Raw genomic sequence first — 18,682 nt, forward strand, 5'->3', positions numbered from 1 at the left:
AGGAGCATGTTTATGAATCTCGTCCCCATGGTTGTTGAACAGAGTCCCCGCGGTGAGCGGGCCTATGATATCTATTCCCGGCTCTTGAAAGAGCGGATCATTTTTTTGGGTTCGGCCATAAATGACGAGATAGCCAATATAATCATCGCCCAGATACTTTTTCTTGAGGCCGATGATCCGGACAAGGATATTACTTTTTATATCAACTCCCCCGGTGGCGTTGTGACGGCCGGTATGGCTATCTATGACACAATGCACTACGTGAAATGTGACATCGCTACCCTGTGCATGGGGCAGGCGGCAAGCATGGGCGCGGTACTCCTTGCCGCAGGCACCGAGGGAAAACGGTATGCCTTGCCGAATGCGCGGATTATGCTGCACCAACCCATGGGTGGTTTTCAGGGGCAGGCCTCCGATATTGACATCCACGCCAAGGAGATCTTGCGGATGCGGCAGTCCCTGAACACCATTCTGGCGCATCATACCAAGCAAAAGCTCAAGAAGATTCAGGTTGATACAGACCGGGATTTTTTCATGGGAGCCGAGGAAGCCAAGGCCTATGGCGTAATTGACAAGGTGCTGCTGAAACGGGCAAATCCTGAAGAGGAGAATAGTCATGGCAAAAGATCATAACGGAGAAGTAGAAGTCACCTGTTCCTTTTGCGGCAAAAGTCAGGAGGAGGTCAAGAAGCTGATCGCCGGGCCGACGGTGTATATCTGCAACGAATGCATTGATCTGTGCAATGAGATCGTCAGTGAGGATCGCCAGCAGGCCTTGGAGTCTCAGTTGGAGGCGTCGACCCTTAAGCCTTATGACATCAAGGCCCATCTTGACGAGTATGTTATCGGGCAAGAACATGCCAAAAAGGTTCTCGCCGTCGCGGTACATAATCATTACAAGCGCATCGAGGCCCAAGGAAGCAACGACGGCAGCGATGTCGAATTGCAGAAAAGCAATATTCTCCTGGTCGGCCCGACCGGTAGCGGTAAGACGCTTCTGGCCCAAACCCTGGCTAAGATTCTCAATGTTCCTTTTGCCATGGCCGATGCCACGACCCTGACCGAGGCGGGTTATGTCGGCGAAGATGTGGAGAATATTCTCGTCAATCTTCTGCAGGCAGCGGACCATGATATCCAGCGGGCCAGCCGCGGGATCATCTATATCGATGAAATCGACAAGATCGCCCGGAAATCAGACAGTGCCTCCATCACCCGAGATGTCTCCGGGGAAGGGGTGCAGCAGGCCTTGCTGAAGATTATCGAGGGGACGGTGGCCAGTGTGCCTCCCAAAGGCGGGCGCAAGCATCCGCAGCAGGAATATATCAAGATTGATACCACCAATATTTTGTTTATCTGCGGCGGGGCCTTTGTCGGCCTTGATAGTGTGATCAAGCAGCGGACCGGCACCAAATCCATGGGGTTTGGCGCCAAGGTTGTCGGCAAGCCGAAGAAGACGGTGGGAGAGATCCTTGCCCGGGTCCAGGCGGAGGATCTCCTCCGTTTTGGTCTGATTCCGGAACTCGTTGGCCGCCTGCCCGTGGTGGCGACCATGGAGGAGTTGGATGAGGAGGATATGGTTCGTGTTCTACGGGTGCCGAAGAACGCCTTGACCAAGCAGTATGAGCGCCTTTTTGCCTTTGACAATATCCGTCTTCGTTTTACCGAGGGCGCGCTCAAGGCCATTGCCCAGCAGGCGATCAAGAGAAAATCCGGAGCCCGCGGCTTGAGAACGGTCATGGAGCAGGCGATGCTTGATATCATGTACGAATTGCCCTCCAAGGAAAACGTGCGGGAATGCGTGATCAGTGAGCAGGTGGTTCTGAATGGCGATTATCCGGTGATCTTGTACGATAACGATGTGGAAGCGAAGAAAAGTGCTTGAGTTGGCGAGCAGACCGTTAACCCCTCTAGGGTGAATTAAACATTATGGCTGAGTTTGATCCTGAGCAGAATGTTGCCTATCCGATGATGCCCCTGCGGGATATCGTGATCTTTCCCTATATGGTGGCACCGTTGGTGGTTGGCAGGGAGCGGTCTATAAAGGCTCTTGAGGAGGCGATGGCCAAGCGTTCCGAGATTTTTTTGGTCACCCAGAAAGATGCTGCCGAGGATGATCCCAGCGAAGAAAGCGTGCATATGGTGGGAACCGTTGCCACGGTTATGCAACTGCTCCGTCTCCCCGATGGGACGATAAAAGCCCTGGTTGAAGGTAAGAGAAGGGGCAGGATTATTAAGCACCTGCCCAATCCGGACTACTTTGTCGTGCAGCTTGAGAGCGACGAGTCCGAGGAGGAATCCGGTCTTGAAGCCATCGCCTATGTGCGTGAGATCCAGACAAGTTTCAAGGAGTATGTCAAATACAACAAGAAGGTGCCGGCCGAGGTGATCAAGTCCCTTGCCCGCATTGAGAGTCCGGCAAAATTTGTGGATGTTCTGGCCGCGCATCTGCCCCTGAATGTGCAGGAAAAACAGGAGATCCTCGAGAATTTTTCGGTTGTCGACCGGCTGGAACAGGTTTTGGCCCTTATCCATAAGGAAATTGAGATCGCTGAGCTTGAGGAGGTTATCCGGGCTCGGGTGAAGAAAAAAATGGATAAGACCCAAAAGGATTATTTCCTTGCGGAGCAACTCCGTGCCATCCAGAAAGAGATGGGGGGCAGCGAGGATGGGTCTTCCGAGCTTGAGGGGCTGGACAAGGCGATACAGGAAAAAAATCTTCCCGAGGCGGCTCGCGCCAAGCTGGAGCAGGAATTCAAGAAGCTGAAGATGATGCCGGCCATGTCCGCCGAGGCGACGGTGGTGCGGAACTATATCGACTGTATACTGAGCCTGCCCTGGCAGGAAAAAACCGAAGAAAAAATCGATATCCTGGAGGCGGAGAAAGTCCTGGCTCAGGACCATCATGGCCTTTTAAAGCCTAAGGAGCGGATCCTTGAATATCTAGCGGTGCAGGCCCAGGTTGAGAAAATCAAGGGGCCGATTCTTTGTCTTGTCGGCCCGCCCGGCGTAGGGAAAACCTCTTTGTGCAAGTCGCTGGCCCGCGCCATGGGCCGCAAGTTCGTTCGTCTCTCTCTTGGTGGGGTTCGTGACGAGGCCGAGATCCGAGGGCATCGCCGCACTTATATTGGGGCCTTGCCGGGGAAGATTATCCAGTCCATGCAGAAGGCCAAGGTTGTGAATCCGGTTGTCTGTCTCGATGAGGTGGACAAGATGAGTATGGATTTTCGGGGGGATCCTTCCTCCGCCCTCCTTGAGGTGCTGGACCCGGAACAAAATTTCGCTTTTAATGATCATTATCTTGATCTCGACTATGACCTTTCCGGGGTTTTTTTCGTGACCACCGCCAACAATCTCCATTCAATCCCGGCCCCGCTTCAGGACCGGATGGAGGTGATCAAACTCAATGGCTATACGGAAGAGGACAAGCTGAACATCGCCCAGGGTTTTCTGGTGCCGAAACAGCTGGAGGCCAACGGTTTCGGCCGCGAGGATATCACCTTCAACGATGGGGCGATTCTTGAGATTATCCGGAGATACACCCGGGAAGCCGGGGTGCGGAACCTCGAACGCAACATTGCCTCGGTGTGCCGCAAAGTGGCCCGGGACCGACAAAAGAAAAAGACGGAGAAGCGGTACCGGCTGAACGACACTGCCATTGCCAAGTATTTGGGCGGGGTCAGGTACCGTTTCGGTCTGGCAGAGGAGCGGGACAAGATTGGCCTCACCACCGGCCTGGCCTGGACTGAGGTGGGAGGTGAGTTGCTGCAGATCGAAACGGCGCTGATGCCTGGGAAGGGCAAGCTGACCGTAACCGGAAAGCTTGGCGATGTCATGCAGGAATCGGCCCAGGCTGCCTTGAGCTATGTGCGGACCCGGGCCTTGCAACTCGGTCTGTTGCCGGATTTTTATCAGAAACTTGATATCCATATCCATGTGCCGGAAGGGGCCATCCCTAAGGATGGGCCATCGGCCGGGATTACCATGGCGACCTCGATGGTTTCCGCTTTGCTGAAGCTTCCTGTCCGGCGGGATATTGCCATGACCGGTGAAATTACGCTGCGCGGCAGAATCTTACCCATTGGTGGGCTCACCGAAAAACTCCTTGCCGCGCGACGGGGGAATATCAAGCATGTCCTGATCCCTCGGGAGAATGCAGCTGACCTGAACGAAATTCCAGCCAAGATACTCAAGGATCTCACCGTGGAACTGGTTGATCATGTCGACGAAGTTCTGGTAAAGGCCTTGGTGCTGCAGGATGGGGAGCCCCTTTTTAAGGAGATTCCTTTTGGCCACTTGGGCGTAGAAGGGGTGCTTCCCGCAAACGATGTGGCGCATTAATGGTGGTATGATCGTTGCCGTCAGGCAGAGGAGGCCGGAGGCAGTATCGTCTCTGGCTTTTATTTTTGGTCTGCGGTAAGTTTTTTCCTTGACGGATCATGGGGTGCAAGGGTATATCTTGCCACACTTCATGTGGGCGAATAGCTCAGCTGGGAGAGCATCGGCCTTACAAGCCGAGGGTCACAGGTTCGATCCCTGTTTCGCCCACCACAAGAGGAGTGGTAGTTCAGTTGGTTAGAATACCGGCCTGTCACGCCGGGGGTCGCGGGTTCGAGCCCCGTCCACTCCGCCATAAAAAAAATAAAGGGATTAGCCATTACAGCTAATCCCTTTTTTTTTAACCAAATTTTTGGTGTTTTTTTTGTCTTTCATTGGCGCAAGTGCTTGACACCTCCCGTCTCCCGTGAGTAACATAAAAAACTTTTTGGATGGTGCAAGCCGATAATCGGCCAAGGCATGGTGATTGCCGCAATCGTTTGTTGCCAAACGTTTTGCTGCGCCTCGCATGCAAGAGGACCCTATGATCCGTTATCTGGAAAAAATTGGAAATAATACCGTGTGGATCCTTGAGGATCTGGGGCGCATGGGTTTTTTTCTGATGCGGGGTCTTGGCGGTGTATTCAAAAGGCCGTTTCGTTTTTCCGCCATGATACGGCAGGTTCGCCTCATCGGCGCCAATTCCTTCTGGGTCATCTTTTTTATCGCAGGTTTTACCGGCATGGTCCTTGGTTTGCAAGGTTACTATACCTTGCGTAAGTTTGGCTCGGAAGGCGCGTTGGGATCGGCGGTTTCGCTCTCCTTGATCCGTGAGCTTGGCCCTGTCTTGACCGCGTTGATGGTTACCGGGCGTGCAGGTTCGGCAATGTGCGCTGAAATCGGCATCATGCGCAACAGCGAGCAGCTCGACGCCTTGGAGTGCATGGCCGTTGACCCTTTCCGTTATCTCATCACCCCGAAGTTCCTCGCCACGATTATCTCTGTTCCGATTCTCACCCTTTTTTTTAATGTTGTCGGCATTTTCGGCGGCTTTCTGGCCGGATGCGGCTTGCTCGGTGTTAATCCCGGGGCATATTGGTCCGGGATGGAGCAGAGCGTTGTGAATCAGGATATAAACATGGGCATCATAAAGTCCTTTGTCTTTGCCCTGTTGATCGTCTGGGTGTGTGCGGGAAGGGGGTATTATGTTCACGTTATCCGTGGGGCAGGTTTCGGGGCTGAGGGAGTGAGTAAGGTTACAACGCAGGCGGTTGTCCTCTCTTCAATCGCGATTCTTATCTGGGATTATCTGCTTACGGCGATACTATTATGAGTCAGGCAGCTATTCAGTTCAAAGATGTGGTGAAATCATTCGGACGGCAGATCATTCTTGACAGTGTGAATCTGACGATTAAGGCTGGTAAGACCACGGTTATTGCCGGGCCCAGTGGCCAGGGGAAAAGCGTTACCATGAAGCTCATCCTGGGGCTCTTGCGACCTGATTCCGGTCAGATTCTCATTGGCGGGCAAGACATTTCCAGGATGCGCGGCAAGGCGCTGAACGGGATTCGGACTAAATTCGGGGTCCTGTTTCAGGGATCAGCGTTGCTTGATTCGTTGAGTGTTTTTGCCAATGTTGCCTTGCCGCTGGAAGAGCGGACAAAGTTGGGCCGCGAGGAAATCCGGGAGCGGGTCCTTACCACCTTGGCACAACTTGGTCTTACGGGGCACGAGGACAAATATCCGGCTCAGTTGAGCGGTGGCATGAGAAAACGGGTGGGGTTAGCCAGGGCGTTGATGTTGCACCCGGAAATAATGCTTTTTGATGAACCGACGACGGGGCTGGATCCCGAAAACTCCTTGGAGATTTACAAACTTTTTCTGGAGACCCAGAAAAAATTCGGATATACCTCAATTATTGTAAGTCATGATATTCCCAAGGTATTTAATTTGGCGGATCAGGTTATTCTGGTCAATAAGGGCAAGTTCACCACCTTTGCCAGCCCTGAAGATATTCAACAGAGTGAACTTCCCGATATTCAGGCCTTTGTGCAGTACACTATGGGGAAGATTTATTTAAGCAGGGAGATTGAATAAAGGGTTATGAAGAAAATAAATTTTGATGCGATGGTTGGCCTCTTTGTCCTGGCCGGATTTCTGGCTTTTGTGTACATGTCTCTGCAATTGGGGGAGTTTTCTGTTTTTTCCATGGAAAAAACATACTCTGTGCAGGCGACATTTGAGAATGTCTCCGGCTTGAAGCGTGGTGCTCTTGTTGAAATGGCCGGGGTTAACGTGGGTAAGGTAAGCACTATCGCATTGGGTGAAAATGATCGGGCCCAAGTACATCTTCAAATCAACAACGGTGTTAAGATTACCGATGATGCCATCGCCTCCATTAAAACCCAGGGTATTATTGGGGATAAATATATCAAGATCAGTCAGGGTGGTTCGGAAGATGTGTTGGTCGATGGCGGTGTTATCTCGGAAACGGAATCCGCGCTTGATCTTGAAGAATTGGTGAGTAAGTACATTTTTGGTAAAGTTGAGTAGTGATGGTGCCTCGCATTGCGTGTGAGGTCTTAGATTTTTTAGGAACAAAACAGTTGGCTGGGCTGGTATAGTATTTCTACTGTTTTGCTCGGGGATATCATAGACGTTCCAATTGCTTTACTTTAGTTGAGGATGAATGATCTCTTCGTCTGGGTGTATGCAAATTTTGGGGACAGAGGACGACCATGAAAAATCGTGATTGTTTTGCGCCACAACTGTGCCGGGTATGTTTCTGTTGTCTGGCCATCTGGTTTTGTTCTTTCAGCATGGCCTTGGGTCAGGAATTTACCCTTGACGATGAATCGGCCTTGGGAAATGGGCAGGATATCGCTTTGGCCTCGGATCCTTTGGAGCCCATGAACCGTGTCTTCTTTCATTTTAACGATAAGCTGTATTTTTGGGTGCTTAAGCCTGCATCCCAAGGATATGCCTATATTCTTGCTGAAGACGTCCGGATGTGTGTGCGGAGTTTTTTTAAAAATCTTCTTGCTCCGGTTCGGATTGTGAACAACCTCCTTCAGGGAAAAGTTGCGGACTCTGGCGTCGAAACCGCTCGGTTTATTTTAAACTCCACTCTTGGTATTGCCGGTTTGGCCGATACTGCAAAAAATGAGTTCGGTCTTTCGCCCAAAGATGAAGATCTGGGTCAAACCATGGGGGTGTATGGTATTGGCGAAGGCATCTATATCTGTTGGCCTGTGTTTGGGCCGTCGAATGTGCGGGACACTCTCGGGCTAGCCGGGGACTTTTTCCTGAGTCCGATCTCCTATCTTGCCATGTCGGACACTGGGGCTGGGGTGGCTGTAAATACCGGGAGGGAGGTAAATAATACCTCCCTTACTATCGGGGATTACGAAGATTTCAAGGAATCCGCCATTGATCCGTATATAGCCTTGCGGGATGCTTACCGTCAGTATCGGAACAAGAAGATCAGTGATATTGCTGTGGGGGGCGACTCTGTCTATATTTCTTCCTTGGCTAAGACAGAAAAAACATATGTCCAAGTGATGCCCGGCCCGATAGAGTCAGACGTGGAATCGGTGCCGGTTGCATCGGATGATTTTTTTGTTCAGGTTGGTACTTCGGTTGACGCGGAGCAGGTTCTGGCAATGCGGCAAACCTTGCTCGCCATGAACGAAGAGCCGGTTGTCACGGTGTATGATCGGGGAGACTATAACTTTTATGCTCTGCAGGTGCCTGCTGGGAAAAAGTTTGAGTTCGCCAAGCAGGAGGAGCAAAAACTCTGCGCTGTTGGGTTCAGCGAAGCAAGGGTTGTGCAATAATTTACGGATCCCATGGAATTGATGGTAGAGGCAGAAATGAAAAAGAGTACTCGTTGGTATCTGAAGTTTTTTCCGGTGTTTTTTTTGGCAATCGCAATCCCGGTTTTGCTTAAGGGGGCATCCTCTGCTGCGGCAACCGATCCAGTTGTTTTTATGAAGGATGCGGTTGACGAAATTATATCTATTCTTCAGGATGAAAAGCTTGCCGTGCCGGCTCGTAAGGCGGAACGAAAAAACCGTGTGGTCACTATTGTCGAAAAGAAATTTGATTTTCGCGAGATGTCCATGCGTGCCTTGGCGAGGCATTGGCGGGACAGGACTCCTGCTGAACAGGACCGTTTTGTTTTTTTGTTTAAGACGCTTCTTGAAAACACATATATAGCCAAGATAGAGACTTATTCCGGGGAGAAGGTTGTTTTTAAGAAAACAACCGTCCAAGGGAACAAGGCCATTGTTTATAGTGATCTCATTCGCAAAAATATAGAGACCCCTGTTAATTACAAGCTGAAAAGCAATGATAACAGCTGGATGGTCTATGACGTGGAAGTCGAGGGCGTGAGCCTGGTGAACAATTACCGGACGCAGTTTGCCAGTATCCTCAGCAAGGAGAATTTTGCCGGACTTATTGCCAAGCTCGAAGAGAAGGTCAATAAGGGGGCTGCTGAGTAAACACCAATGGGGATTGCTGGAGAAATGCTTTTTGGGAGATACAGGCCCGAGGAGCTCACTGATATATTTTCTTTTTTATCCGCTGAAGAGATGGGGGAATTCTTCGCCTATCTTGAGTTGAGAGAGTGGCAGTCGGCTGAAATTGTGATGAAAAGTGGGGAGTCCGGTGATTTTATGGGCTTTCTGGTCGAAGGGAAGCTTGCGGTGAAGATGGAGGCAATATTCCACGGGAAGTTCATCCTGGTTGCCGTGCTTGAACGGGGAAGTTTGGTCGGGGAAACTTCTGTTGTCGAAGAAGGGTATCGACACGCAACCGTTGTCGCTACGGAGCAGAGTCGAGTTCTGATTCTTTCTCGTGAAAACATGGAGCGGATGCTTGGGGAGGCCCCAGCCCTTGGCTTGAAACTTTTACGACGGATTATCCATGTGCTTGGGCATCGCCTGGGCAAGGCGAGCGATCGTCTCTCCAAGTTGCTCTAATTTCATGTAGCAACGCCTTTTTGTCCCATTTGTTGTCCATTGCTTGAGAAGATCCCGTTGGGCGAGGGTATCAGTCAAAAAAGTTTTGGCGGTGAATTCTCTTGACAAATGACCGTGTTTCTTTATATTGATCTGTTTCGTTTTTTGCATTCTGAATAGGTGATGTGTGCAGATCAGGTGGGATGAAATACCGGCTGAAGGGATTTTTTTTCGCATTGAGGACGGGGGGTGGGTTCCTCGCGACGAGGTTGTCTGTCAAGCGCCGCCCCTATGCACCGTTTCTCTGAAAAAAGAAGCGGGGCGGGTTTTGTTTGCGGGCACCTTGCATCTTTCCGTTGTTCTGGATTGTGATCGGTGTCTTGATTCTTTTGTCTATGCCTTGGCTGAGGAGTTTGAGGTCGTTTTTGAGATGCTTGCCAAAGAAGAAGAGGCAGGGATCGCTGCGGAGCACTGTTGCAAGAGCAGTGAACTGGATGTCGTGTTTCTTGCCGAGCCGGTAGTGGATGTTTTTTCTGTGCTTGTGCAGCAGTTGTATCTGGCTTTGCCCGAGAAAAGGCTGTGCAGTGACAAATGCTTGGGGTTGTGCCCTGAGTGCGGGGTAAACTTGAATCGTTGTCCGTGTGATTGTACTCAAGGGACGGGGGCATCCCCTTTTCAGATTTTGGCAAAATTAAAGGTTCAGTAGTATTTTTTTGATGCCAATCAGGGGATTGTTTCCAATTATTTCCCTCTGCGGAGGAGAAACCGTTTCCTTTTTGCTGAACCTGTTGAATTTTTTTGAAAAACCCGTTACAGACAACAAGCTGTAACCGAGATCTTTCCAATTGGAGGAAAAGTAATGGCCTTACCGAAAAGAAGACATTCCCATTGTCGTACCAGAATTCGTCGTTCCCACGATGCTCTTTGCGGTGTCACTGTTGCCACCTGTGCTGCCTGTGGCGAGCCGAAGCTGCCGCATCGTCTTTGTCCTAGCTGCGGGGCATACAAGGGGCGTACTGTTGTCAAGCTGACTGAAGAGTAGTAGAGCTTCCCATGGCGTTGCATATTGCCCTGGATGCCATGGGCGGGGACCGAGGCCCTGAAGAACTGGTTTCCGGGGCAGTCATGGCTGCCCGCGAGTATGACCTTGAGCTCAGTTTGATTGGAGATCAGGGTCAGCTCGGGGCCATTTTGGCTCGCCTTGACAAACCTTCCACCCGGATTCATCTGGTGCACGCCTCCCAGGTTGTTGGCATGGATGAATCCCCCTTTGACGCCATCCGTAGAAAAAAAGACTCCTCCATCATGAAGGCTTTTGCTCTCCACAAAGAGGGCAAGGTTGACGCTGTCGTCAGTGCCGGTAATTCTGGCGCTACCCTGGCTGCGGCCATCAAGTTGCTTGGGCGGCTGGAGCACGTTTCTCGCCCGGGAATCGCGGGTATTTTTCCCACCTTGAAAGGTCCGGTTGTGATGATGGATGTCGGGGCAAACGTTGATTGCCGTTCCCTGCACCTTTTTCAGTTCGGGGTCATGGCCGCCGCTTTCTCGCAAGTGCTGTTCGGTTTGGATCGTCCCCGTGTCGGTCTGCTCAGTATCGGCGAAGAGGGCGGCAAGGGCAATGTCCTGGTAAAAAAATCCCACGAACTGTTTCAGCAAAGCTCCTTGAATTACATTGGCAATGTCGAGGGGAGGGATACCTTTCAGGGAGATGTTGACGTCATGGTTTGTGACGGATTTGTCGGCAATGTCTGCCTGAAGCTCAGCGAGGGGTTGGCCGAGGCGGTCATGGGGATGCTGGGTGAGGAGATTGCCAAGAGCTTCAAGGCAAAGCTCGGGTATCTGCTCGCCAGGGACGCCTTTGTTTCCTTTAAAAAACGGGTTGATTATGCCGAGTATGGCGGGGCGCCCTTGCTCGGCATCCGGGGCAACGCCATTATCTGTCATGGGCGTTCCAGTGCCGTGGCAATAAAGAATGCTATTCGGGTTGCCTCGGAAATGGTCCGCAATAAGGTCAATGACCGAATTGTCGAGCTCCTTTCCCTGCATCAACCCCTGGTGCAAGAGGATGACACTCTCATGGCGAAAGCTACTGTTTCCGAGGTAATTCCATGAGTCGTGCGATGATCATCGGGACAGGCTCCTGCCTGCCGGAAAGGATCCTTACCAACGAGGATCTGGAAAAGATGGTCGATACCTCCGATGAGTGGATCACCACTCGAACCGGCATCAAAACCCGGCATATTGCCGGAGCCGGGGAGGAAACCTCCAAGCTGGCCAGCGTGGCGGCCCGACGCGCCCTGGACATGGCCGGGGTTACCCCGGCAGAGGTTGACATGATCGTCGTCGGGACGATTTCCTGTGAAAAGGCCATGCCTTCCTGTGCCTGTCTGGTTCAGAAAGAGCTGGAAGCGGTCAACGCCTTTGCTTTTGACATCAATGCCGCCTGTTCGGGCTTTCTCTACGGGCTTGATCTCGCCGACAAATATATTCGTGCCACTCCGGACATGAAAATCCTGGTAATCGGGGCGGAAAATCTTTCCTCCCGGACCAACTGGCAGGACCGCAATACCTGTGTGCTTTTCGGTGATGGTGCCGGGGCGTGCCTGGTAACCGGAAGCGATCAGGAGCGGGGCATTTTGGCGAGTAAGCTGTATGCCGACGGCCGTTTGTGGGAGTTGCTCCATATGGACAGCGCCCCCAGCCTGAATCCTGATCTGTGCGGCCAGCCAAGCGATGGCCCCTTTATCAAGATGGTGGGGAAGGATGTCTTTCGTTACGCGGTCCGGGCCATGGCGGACGCCATCACCGCAGTTCTTGAAAAAGAAGATCTTGCCATCGAGGACATCTCCCTCGTTGTTCCGCATCAGGCCAATATCCGTATCTTGAAAAGCCTGGCCGATCACCTCCGTGTCCCGCTCGAAAAAATCTATATTAATGTGCATAAATATGGTAATACATCGGCGGCTACCGTGCCGATTGCCATGGACGAAGCGAACCGGGAAGGCCGATTGCAGCAGGGGGATCTGCTTCTCATCTGCACTTTTGGCGGCGGCTTTACGTGGGGCGCAGCCCTGGTGAGGTGGTAGGCCGTTAGGTGTGCCATTAGCAGGCGCATAAAAAAGTAATTGAGGATAAGGGGGCAGAGTGGATTATTTCTTGAGCGAAGAGCAGCAGATGATCGTTGATGTTGCTCGGCAGATTACCGATGAAATGATTATTCCGCAAAGGTCGGAATTGGATGAAACCGAAGAATATCCCCGGGATATCCTGACCGCCATCGCCAAGGCCGATTTGTATGGCCTCTATATCCCTGAAGAATATGGTGGCCTTGGTGGGGGGTGTTTTGATATTGTCCTCGCCCTTGAGCAGTTTGCCCGCGGTTGTACCGGGGTGGCCACCGCTTTTGCCGCCAGCGCCTTGGGCGCATACCCGATTCTTATTTCCGGCAGCGAAGAGTTGAAGCAGAAATACATGCCTCTCATCGCCAGCGGTGAGAAATTGGCAGCCTTTGCCCTTACCGAAGCCAATGCGGGCAGCGATGCCTCCGGCATCCAGACCACCGCAGTGCTCGACGGCGACGAATGGGTCCTAAACGGCACCAAGCAGTGGATCACCAATGCCGGCGAGGCCCAGATCTATACGGTTATCGCCATCACCGACAAAAGCAAGGGGCCCCGCGGCGCCACCATGTTTGTGGTCGAGGATACCGACCCTGGGTTTTCTTACGGAGTCAAGGAAAAGAAGCTGGGTATCCGTTGCTCTTCCACCCGGGAGCTGATCTTTAAGGACTGTCGCATTCCCAAGGACCGGGTGATCGGTCGGATCGGCATGGGCTTTATCACCGTGATGAAGACCCTGGATCAGTCCCGTCCTGGCATTGCCATCCTCGGCGTTGGCCTGGGGCAGGGTGCTCTGGACGAGGCGGTGACCTATGCCAAGCAGCGGGTGCAGTTCGGCAAGCCCATTATTTCCTTTCAGGCGGTGCAGCATATTCTCGCCGATATGGCCATCCAAGTCGAGGCGGGTCGGGCTCTGGTGTACTCCGCGGCCAAGCATATCGACGCCCATAAAAATGACATGTCCAAAGCCTCCTCCATGTGCAAGGTGTTTGCCACCGACATGGCGATGAAGGTCACCATCGATGCCGTCCAGGTCCTTGCCGGCTATGGCTATATGCGTGATTACCCGGTGGAGAAGATGATGCGTGACGCCAAGATCCTCCAGATCTACGAAGGCACCAATCAGATTCAGCGGAATGTTATTGGTCAGGAACTCAACAAGGAGTATATGAGGTCCGCATGAAGATCATCGTTTGCGTAAAGCAGGTCCCGGATGCCAAGGATGTCCGCTTGGACCCCAAGACCAACACCCTCTCCAGGGAAGGGGTGCAAGCCATTATGAACCCCTTTGACCGGCATGCCCTTGAGGAGGCGGTTCGTCTGAAGGAACTCCACGGCGGCACGGTAACCGTGATCAGCATGGGTCCTCCCCAGGCGGAAGAGATGCTGCGTGAAGCGGTGTCCTGCGGGGCGGATGAGGCGGTGCTTGTTTCGGATCGCGCCTTTGCCGGGGCGGATACCTGGGCGACCACCTATACCCTGTCCCAAGCCATCAAAAAGATCGATGATTTTGATCTCATCCTCTGCGGCAAACAGGCCATTGATGGGGATACCGCCCAGGTGGGTCCCGGATTGGCAGAGCGTCTTGATATCCCCTTTGTCGCCTATGTGCGCAAGATCAATGACTGTACCGCGAATACCATCCGGGCAGAGCGTTTGATGGATGACGGTTACGATCTGGTGGAGGTCCCGCTGCCCGCGTTGTTTACCGTGGTCAAAGAGATCAATGAACCCAGGATTCCTTCCCTCAAGGGAAAGATGAAGGCGAAAAAGATCGATATCACCAAGATGAGCGCGGCGGATATCGAGGCAGACCCGGAGCAGTTGGGGCTTAAAGGTTCTACTACCCAGGTGGTTAAAGTCTTTTCTCCTGAACTGAAAGGGGCGCGGGCCATGCTGGCCGGTACGGCAAGTGAGCAGGTTGCTCAGCTGTATGAGAAATTGTCGCCCCTTCTGTAGACTTAGGAGCCGTTACGAAATAATGTTTAGATTTTAACTGTTTCGTTACGGCCCTTTATGCCGGGATTATGGCTTTTTAATGTTACGGCTTCGTAAATGACGGCCTTAGACGAACGGAATTCTCTATGCTACAGATTGATATAGAAGCCTGTATTGGTTGCGGTGTCTGTGAAAGTACCTGTACCTTCGGGGCCATCAAGGTTGAAGGCGGGGTCGCCGTCGTCGGTGAGACCTGTACCCTGTGCGGCAGTTGCGTGGATGTCTGCGAGGTCGGCGCGCTTTCCATCGAGCGAGAGGAAAAGGCAATTCAGGGTAACTTGGCCGATTGGTCCGGCGTCTGGGTCTATGCGGAATGCCGTCATGGCAGGCTCGCCCCCGTTGCCACGGAACTGCTCGGGGCCGGGCGTAAGCTGGCCGAAAAAAGAGGGGTTTCCCTTTCCGCTGTTCTCTTGGGTTCACAAATCGACGGCATGGCCGAAGAGCTCATCGCCTACGGCGCCGACAAGGTGTTTGTCGTTGATGATCCGGCCCTGGCCTCTTTTACCGATGACGCCTATGGCAACGCCTTGAGTGCCCTGGCCAAAAAACATAAGCCCGAGATTATTCTCGCAGGCGCCACGGCCATTGGTCGATCCTTTATCCCCCGGGTGGCCACCACCCTGGCCACCGGCCTTACCGCCGATTGCACGGATCTGGCAATCCGCGATGAGGATGGGGCACTGCTCCAGACCCGTCCGGCCTTTGGCGGCAACATCATGGCCACCATTGTCTGCCCGCATACCCGCCCGCAGATTTCCACGGTTCGACCGTTGGTGATGAAGCCCCTTATCAGGGATGCAGCCCGCAAGGGTGAAATCATTGCAGTGAATCTGGACCCGGCCACCCTGAAACCCCGCATCAAGGTGCTTGAATCGGTGGTTGAAGATCTGGACCGGGTGAACCTTTCCGAGGCCGATATCGTCGTGGCTGGCGGCCGGGGGTTGGAAAATGAGAAGGGCTTTGCCATGATCCGCGAGTTGGCTGATGTGCTGGGCGGGGCGGTAGCCGCCTCCAGGGCTGCGGTGGACAGCGGCTGGATTCCTTATCCCCATCAGGTTGGGCAAACCGGTAAGACCGTGGCTCCCAAAATCTATATTGCCTGCGGGATCTCCGGCGCCATCCAGCATCTGGTCGGGATGCAGTCCGCCGACACCATTATCGCGATCAATCGTGATGCCGATGCCCCGATCTTTGACGTGGCAACCTACGGCATTGTCGGAGATGTGTTCGAGATTGTGCCCAAGCTTATTGAGAAATTCAAGGAAAGGAAGAACTCATGAGTCTGAATGGGAAAGTTGCTGTAGTAACCGGGGGCAGCAGAGGCATTGGTCGGGCCATCTGTCAGCGCCTGGCGTCTCTCGGCGCCACGGTCATCGTCAACTTTGTGAGCAACCCGGCGGCGGCGGAAGAGACGGTGCAGAGTATCCGGACTGCCGGCGGCAAGGCCGAAGCGAGCCAGTTTAATGTAGCGGTCCCGGCTGAGATTGAAGCGGCTTTCAAGACGATTATCGATACCCATGGCCGGGTGGATATCCTGGTGAACAATGCCGGGATCACCCGGGACGGACTGCTCATGAAGATGAAGGATGAGCAGTGGGACGAGGTGCTCAACACCAATCTCAAGGGCGTTTTCCTCTGCACCAAGGCGGTGAGCCGGGGGATGATGAAGCAGCGCTGGGGCCGGATCATCAATATCACCTCGGTGATCGGTTTTGCCGGCAACGCCGGGCAGGCCAACTACGCCGCCGCCAAGGCAGGGATTGTCGGTTTTACCAAATCCGTAGCCAAGGAACTCGCCTCCCGCGGAATCACGGTGAACGGGGTGGCACCGGGCTATATTGTTACCGATATGACCCGGGATCTTTCCGAAGAGGTCACCAATACGATCAAGGGGGAGATCCCCATGGGGGTGTTGGGCGAGCCGGAGGATATTGCCGGAGCTGTTGCCTATCTGGCGTCTGACGATGCGCGCTATGTGACTGGACAGTTTATCCATGTCAATGGCGGCATGTTTATGTAATATATTGTAAAAGAAATTTTGCTGTTTTCGTAAAAAGGGAACGATGACACTGGTCCGTAACATAAATTGAATGGTTACAAGGTGACCACTGTTGTGATCGTGGCTTTTCGAAGTTTTCGTTTATCCGCGATTTCAACAAATCTTGGTAAGATGTTACCGTAAACAAGGAAGGAGAAAAAACATGTCTGTACAGGAAAAACTCATTGATATCATTGCCGAGCAGCTGAGTGTTGATAAAGACAAGGTTGTGCCGGGTGCCTCTTTTATTGATGATCTGGGCGCTGACTCCCTTGACCTGGTTGAGTTGATCATGGCCATGGAAGAGGCGTTTGATATTGAGATTGCCGATGATGTTGCGGAAAAAATCACCACCGTGCAGAACGCCATCGACCATATCAGCAAGGTTACCGGCTGATCCGAACAGTTTTTTCGGAACGAGGTGTTTCGCGGTAACAATTGAGGACTGACCTTGGTGGGTTCGTTGCCTGCCAAGGCTGTTCTTTCTCTGCAAACAGATGGTGAGGATCAACGTGGGCAGAAGAGTCGTGGTTACAGGAGTTGGCTTGGTTACTCCCCTGGGAACAGGCGTGGAGAAAACCTGGAGCGCTCTGTGCGCAGGCAAGAGCGGCATCGGCCCGATTACCCGGTTCGACGCCAGTGAGGTCGGGGTGAATATCGCCGCCGAGGTCAAGGATTTTCAGGTTGAAGACCATATCGACAAAAAGGTCGCCAAGCATCTGGACCTCTTTGTCCAGTATGCTGTCGCCGCAGCCGGAGAAGCCTTGCGCAATGCCGACCTGCAGATTACCGAGGAAAATGCGCCCCGGATCGGCAGTATCATGGGCTGCGGACTCGGCGGCTTGCCCACCATAGAAAAGTACCATCAGGTGGCCATGGAAAAGGGAACGAAACGGATCACCCCCTTTTTTATACCAATGGTAATCCCCAATATGGGTGCCGGGCAGATCTCCATTATCTACGGCACCAGGGGACCGAACCTGTGTCTCACCACCGCCTGTGCCGCGGGAACCCACGCGGTGGGCGAAGCCTTTCGCTCCATCGTCAATGATGAATGCGATGTGGCCATTACCGGCGGCAGCGAATCGGTGATCTGTCCCTTGGCGGTTGGCGGTTTTCACGCAATGAAAGCGCTTTCCACCCGCAATGACCAGCCGGAAAAAGCCTCCCGCCCCTTCGACCGGGACCGGGACGGCTTTATTATCTCCGAAGGGGCCGGTGTGCTCATTCTCGAAGAATTGGAGCATGCCCTGGCGCGCGGGGCCAAGATCTATGCCGAGGTGGCCGGGTACGGCCTGAGCAGCGATGGTTACCATATGGCTGCCCCGCCTGAGGATGGCAACGGAGCCTCCCGCTGCATGGAGATGGCTCTCAAGGATGCGGGGATGCAGCCGGAAGACCTTGACTACATCAACGCCCATGGCACCTCGACCCCGCTGAACGATGTGGTGGAAACCCGGGCCATTAAGACGGCCTTCGGCGACCATGCGTACAAGCTGGCCATCAGTTCGACCAAGTCCATGACCGGCCATATGCTGGGGGGGGCAGGGGGCATCGAAGCGGTTTTCACCGCTCTGGCCATCAAGCATCAGATCGCCCCGCCGACCATGAATCTGGAAAATCCCAGCCCTGAGTGCGACTTGGATTATGTTCCCAATCAGGCCCGCAGCATGAAGATCCGGGCCGCCATGTCCAATTCCTTCGGCTTCGGCGGAACCAATGCGGTTCTGATCATGAAGCAGTACGAGGCGAAACCGTGAAGATTGCCATCGGTTGCGATCATGGGGGGATCAGCCTGAAGGGAGAAATCGTCCCGCTTCTTCAGGAGCTGGGGCATGTGGTTGATGACAAGGGCTGCTTTGCCACCGAGTCTGTTGATTACCCGGATTTTGCCAAGGCTGTCTGCGCGCAGGTGCAGAACGGCAGTTGTGAGCGTGGGATTCTGATTTGCGGCACCGGGGTCGGGATGTCCATGGTGGCCAACCGTTTCGAGGGGATTCGCGCGGCTCTCTGTAATGAGCTGTTTACCGCCCGGATGAGCAGGGAGCACAACGACGCGAATGTGCTCTGCATGGGGGCCAGGGTCGTTGGCCCCGGTCTGGCCGTGGAAATAGTTCGGGAGTGGGTCAGCACGGAATTTGCCGGGGGCAGGCATCAGCGTCGGATTGACATGTTCTAGGAAAATGGCTCGCCCTGTTGCGGGCCCATGCACGCTGTTACATTGCGCGGCCGGAATTACCTGGAGTAAT

General features: G+C 53.3%; 20 protein-coding genes and 2 tRNA genes. All 22 read left to right on the top strand.

Annotated elements, in window-relative coordinates:
- Nucleotides 1–12: 12 nt before the first annotated feature.
- The gene (clpP, locus tag OLX77_RS09440) at nucleotides 13–633 is read left to right on the top strand and encodes an ATP-dependent Clp endopeptidase proteolytic subunit ClpP (protein ID WP_307633350.1); all 621 of its coding nucleotides are present in this window, start codon (nucleotides 13–15) and stop codon (nucleotides 631–633) included.
- Nucleotides 617–1,882 (top strand): ATP-dependent Clp protease ATP-binding subunit ClpX, encoded by a 1,266-nt coding sequence (gene clpX / locus OLX77_RS09445; RefSeq protein ID WP_307633351.1) that lies wholly within the window; start codon nucleotides 617–619, stop codon nucleotides 1,880–1,882. Before clpP ends, clpX begins: the two co-directional genes overlap by 17 nt.
- Before the next feature lie 44 nt (nucleotides 1,883–1,926).
- A complete protein-coding gene (gene lon / locus OLX77_RS09450; protein WP_307633352.1) occupies nucleotides 1,927–4,338 on the top strand; it encodes an endopeptidase La in 2,412 nt (803 codons plus the stop codon).
- 134 nt (nucleotides 4,339–4,472) lie between these two features.
- Nucleotides 4,473–4,548 (top strand) — tRNA-Val (locus OLX77_RS09455).
- 5 nt (nucleotides 4,549–4,553) lie between these two features.
- Nucleotides 4,554–4,630: transfer RNA gene (locus OLX77_RS09460), tRNA-Asp, on the top strand.
- Nucleotides 4,631–4,858: 228 nt separating this feature from the next.
- Nucleotides 4,859–5,647: an MlaE family ABC transporter permease gene (locus OLX77_RS09465; protein ID WP_307633353.1), complete on the top strand. Its 789-nt coding sequence runs from the start codon at nucleotides 4,859–4,861 to the stop codon at nucleotides 5,645–5,647.
- Nucleotides 5,644–6,411: an ABC transporter ATP-binding protein gene (locus tag OLX77_RS09470; protein WP_307633354.1), complete on the top strand. Its 768-nt coding sequence runs from the start codon at nucleotides 5,644–5,646 to the stop codon at nucleotides 6,409–6,411. Before OLX77_RS09465 ends, OLX77_RS09470 begins: the two co-directional genes overlap by 4 nt.
- A 6-nt stretch (nucleotides 6,412–6,417) precedes the next feature.
- Nucleotides 6,418–6,867, top strand: coding sequence for an outer membrane lipid asymmetry maintenance protein MlaD (gene mlaD / locus OLX77_RS09475; protein WP_307633355.1), 450 nt, complete (start codon nucleotides 6,418–6,420; stop codon nucleotides 6,865–6,867).
- 266 nt (nucleotides 6,868–7,133) lie between these two features.
- Nucleotides 7,134–8,150: an MlaA family lipoprotein gene (locus OLX77_RS09480; RefSeq protein WP_307634071.1), complete on the top strand. Its 1,017-nt coding sequence runs from the start codon at nucleotides 7,134–7,136 to the stop codon at nucleotides 8,148–8,150.
- 12 nt (nucleotides 8,151–8,162) lie between these two features.
- On the top strand, nucleotides 8,163–8,819 hold the full coding sequence (locus OLX77_RS09485) for an MlaC/ttg2D family ABC transporter substrate-binding protein (RefSeq protein ID WP_307633356.1): 657 nt from the start codon (nucleotides 8,163–8,165) through the stop codon (nucleotides 8,817–8,819).
- Nucleotides 8,820–8,909: 90 nt separating this feature from the next.
- Nucleotides 8,910–9,299, top strand: a complete 390-nt coding sequence (locus OLX77_RS09490; RefSeq protein WP_307633357.1) for a cyclic nucleotide-binding domain-containing protein — start codon at nucleotides 8,910–8,912, stop codon at nucleotides 9,297–9,299.
- A 166-nt stretch (nucleotides 9,300–9,465) separates the two neighbouring features.
- A complete protein-coding gene (locus OLX77_RS13270) occupies nucleotides 9,466–9,984 on the top strand; it encodes a YceD family protein (RefSeq protein ID WP_371877472.1) in 519 nt (172 codons plus the stop codon).
- A 153-nt stretch (nucleotides 9,985–10,137) separates the two neighbouring features.
- Entirely contained in the window at nucleotides 10,138–10,320 is a 183-nt protein-coding gene (rpmF, locus tag OLX77_RS09495) for a 50S ribosomal protein L32 (RefSeq protein WP_307633358.1), read from the top strand.
- 17 nt (nucleotides 10,321–10,337) lie between these two features.
- The gene (plsX, locus tag OLX77_RS09500) at nucleotides 10,338–11,390 is read left to right on the top strand and encodes a phosphate acyltransferase PlsX (protein WP_371877507.1); all 1,053 of its coding nucleotides are present in this window, start codon (nucleotides 10,338–10,340) and stop codon (nucleotides 11,388–11,390) included.
- Nucleotides 11,387–12,364 (top strand): beta-ketoacyl-ACP synthase III, encoded by a 978-nt coding sequence (locus OLX77_RS09505; protein WP_307633360.1) that lies wholly within the window; start codon nucleotides 11,387–11,389, stop codon nucleotides 12,362–12,364. Before plsX ends, OLX77_RS09505 begins: the two co-directional genes overlap by 4 nt.
- Before the next feature lie 58 nt (nucleotides 12,365–12,422).
- Nucleotides 12,423–13,580 (top strand): acyl-CoA dehydrogenase family protein, encoded by a 1,158-nt coding sequence (locus OLX77_RS09510; RefSeq protein ID WP_307633361.1) that lies wholly within the window; start codon nucleotides 12,423–12,425, stop codon nucleotides 13,578–13,580.
- Nucleotides 13,577–14,356 carry an electron transfer flavoprotein subunit beta/FixA family protein gene (locus tag OLX77_RS09515; RefSeq protein ID WP_307633362.1) on the top strand — a complete coding sequence of 260 codons (780 nt, stop codon included), beginning with the start codon at nucleotides 13,577–13,579 and terminating at the stop codon, nucleotides 14,354–14,356. The genes OLX77_RS09510 and OLX77_RS09515 overlap by 4 nt, the downstream gene beginning before the upstream one ends.
- A gap of 125 nt (nucleotides 14,357–14,481) precedes the next feature.
- Nucleotides 14,482–15,675, top strand: coding sequence for an electron transfer flavoprotein subunit alpha (locus OLX77_RS09520; protein ID WP_307633363.1), 1,194 nt, complete (start codon nucleotides 14,482–14,484; stop codon nucleotides 15,673–15,675).
- Nucleotides 15,672–16,415, top strand: coding sequence for a 3-oxoacyl-[acyl-carrier-protein] reductase (fabG, locus tag OLX77_RS09525; protein ID WP_307633364.1), 744 nt, complete (start codon nucleotides 15,672–15,674; stop codon nucleotides 16,413–16,415). Before OLX77_RS09520 ends, fabG begins: the two co-directional genes overlap by 4 nt.
- A 181-nt stretch (nucleotides 16,416–16,596) precedes the next feature.
- The gene (gene acpP, locus OLX77_RS09530) at nucleotides 16,597–16,830 is read left to right on the top strand and encodes an acyl carrier protein (protein WP_307633365.1); all 234 of its coding nucleotides are present in this window, start codon (nucleotides 16,597–16,599) and stop codon (nucleotides 16,828–16,830) included.
- A 100-nt stretch (nucleotides 16,831–16,930) separates the two neighbouring features.
- Nucleotides 16,931–18,193 (top strand): beta-ketoacyl-ACP synthase II, encoded by a 1,263-nt coding sequence (gene fabF, locus OLX77_RS09535; protein ID WP_371877473.1) that lies wholly within the window; start codon nucleotides 16,931–16,933, stop codon nucleotides 18,191–18,193.
- Nucleotides 18,190–18,612, top strand: coding sequence for a ribose 5-phosphate isomerase B (gene rpiB, locus OLX77_RS09540; protein ID WP_307633367.1), 423 nt, complete (start codon nucleotides 18,190–18,192; stop codon nucleotides 18,610–18,612). The genes fabF and rpiB overlap by 4 nt, the downstream gene beginning before the upstream one ends.
- Nucleotides 18,613–18,682: the final 70 nt, after the last annotated feature.

Origin of the sequence: Thiovibrio frasassiensis (assembly GCF_029607905.1) — a bacterium.
In the GTDB taxonomy this organism is placed as follows: Bacteria; Desulfobacterota; Desulfobulbia; order Desulfobulbales; family Desulfurivibrionaceae; genus Thiovibrio; species Thiovibrio frasassiensis.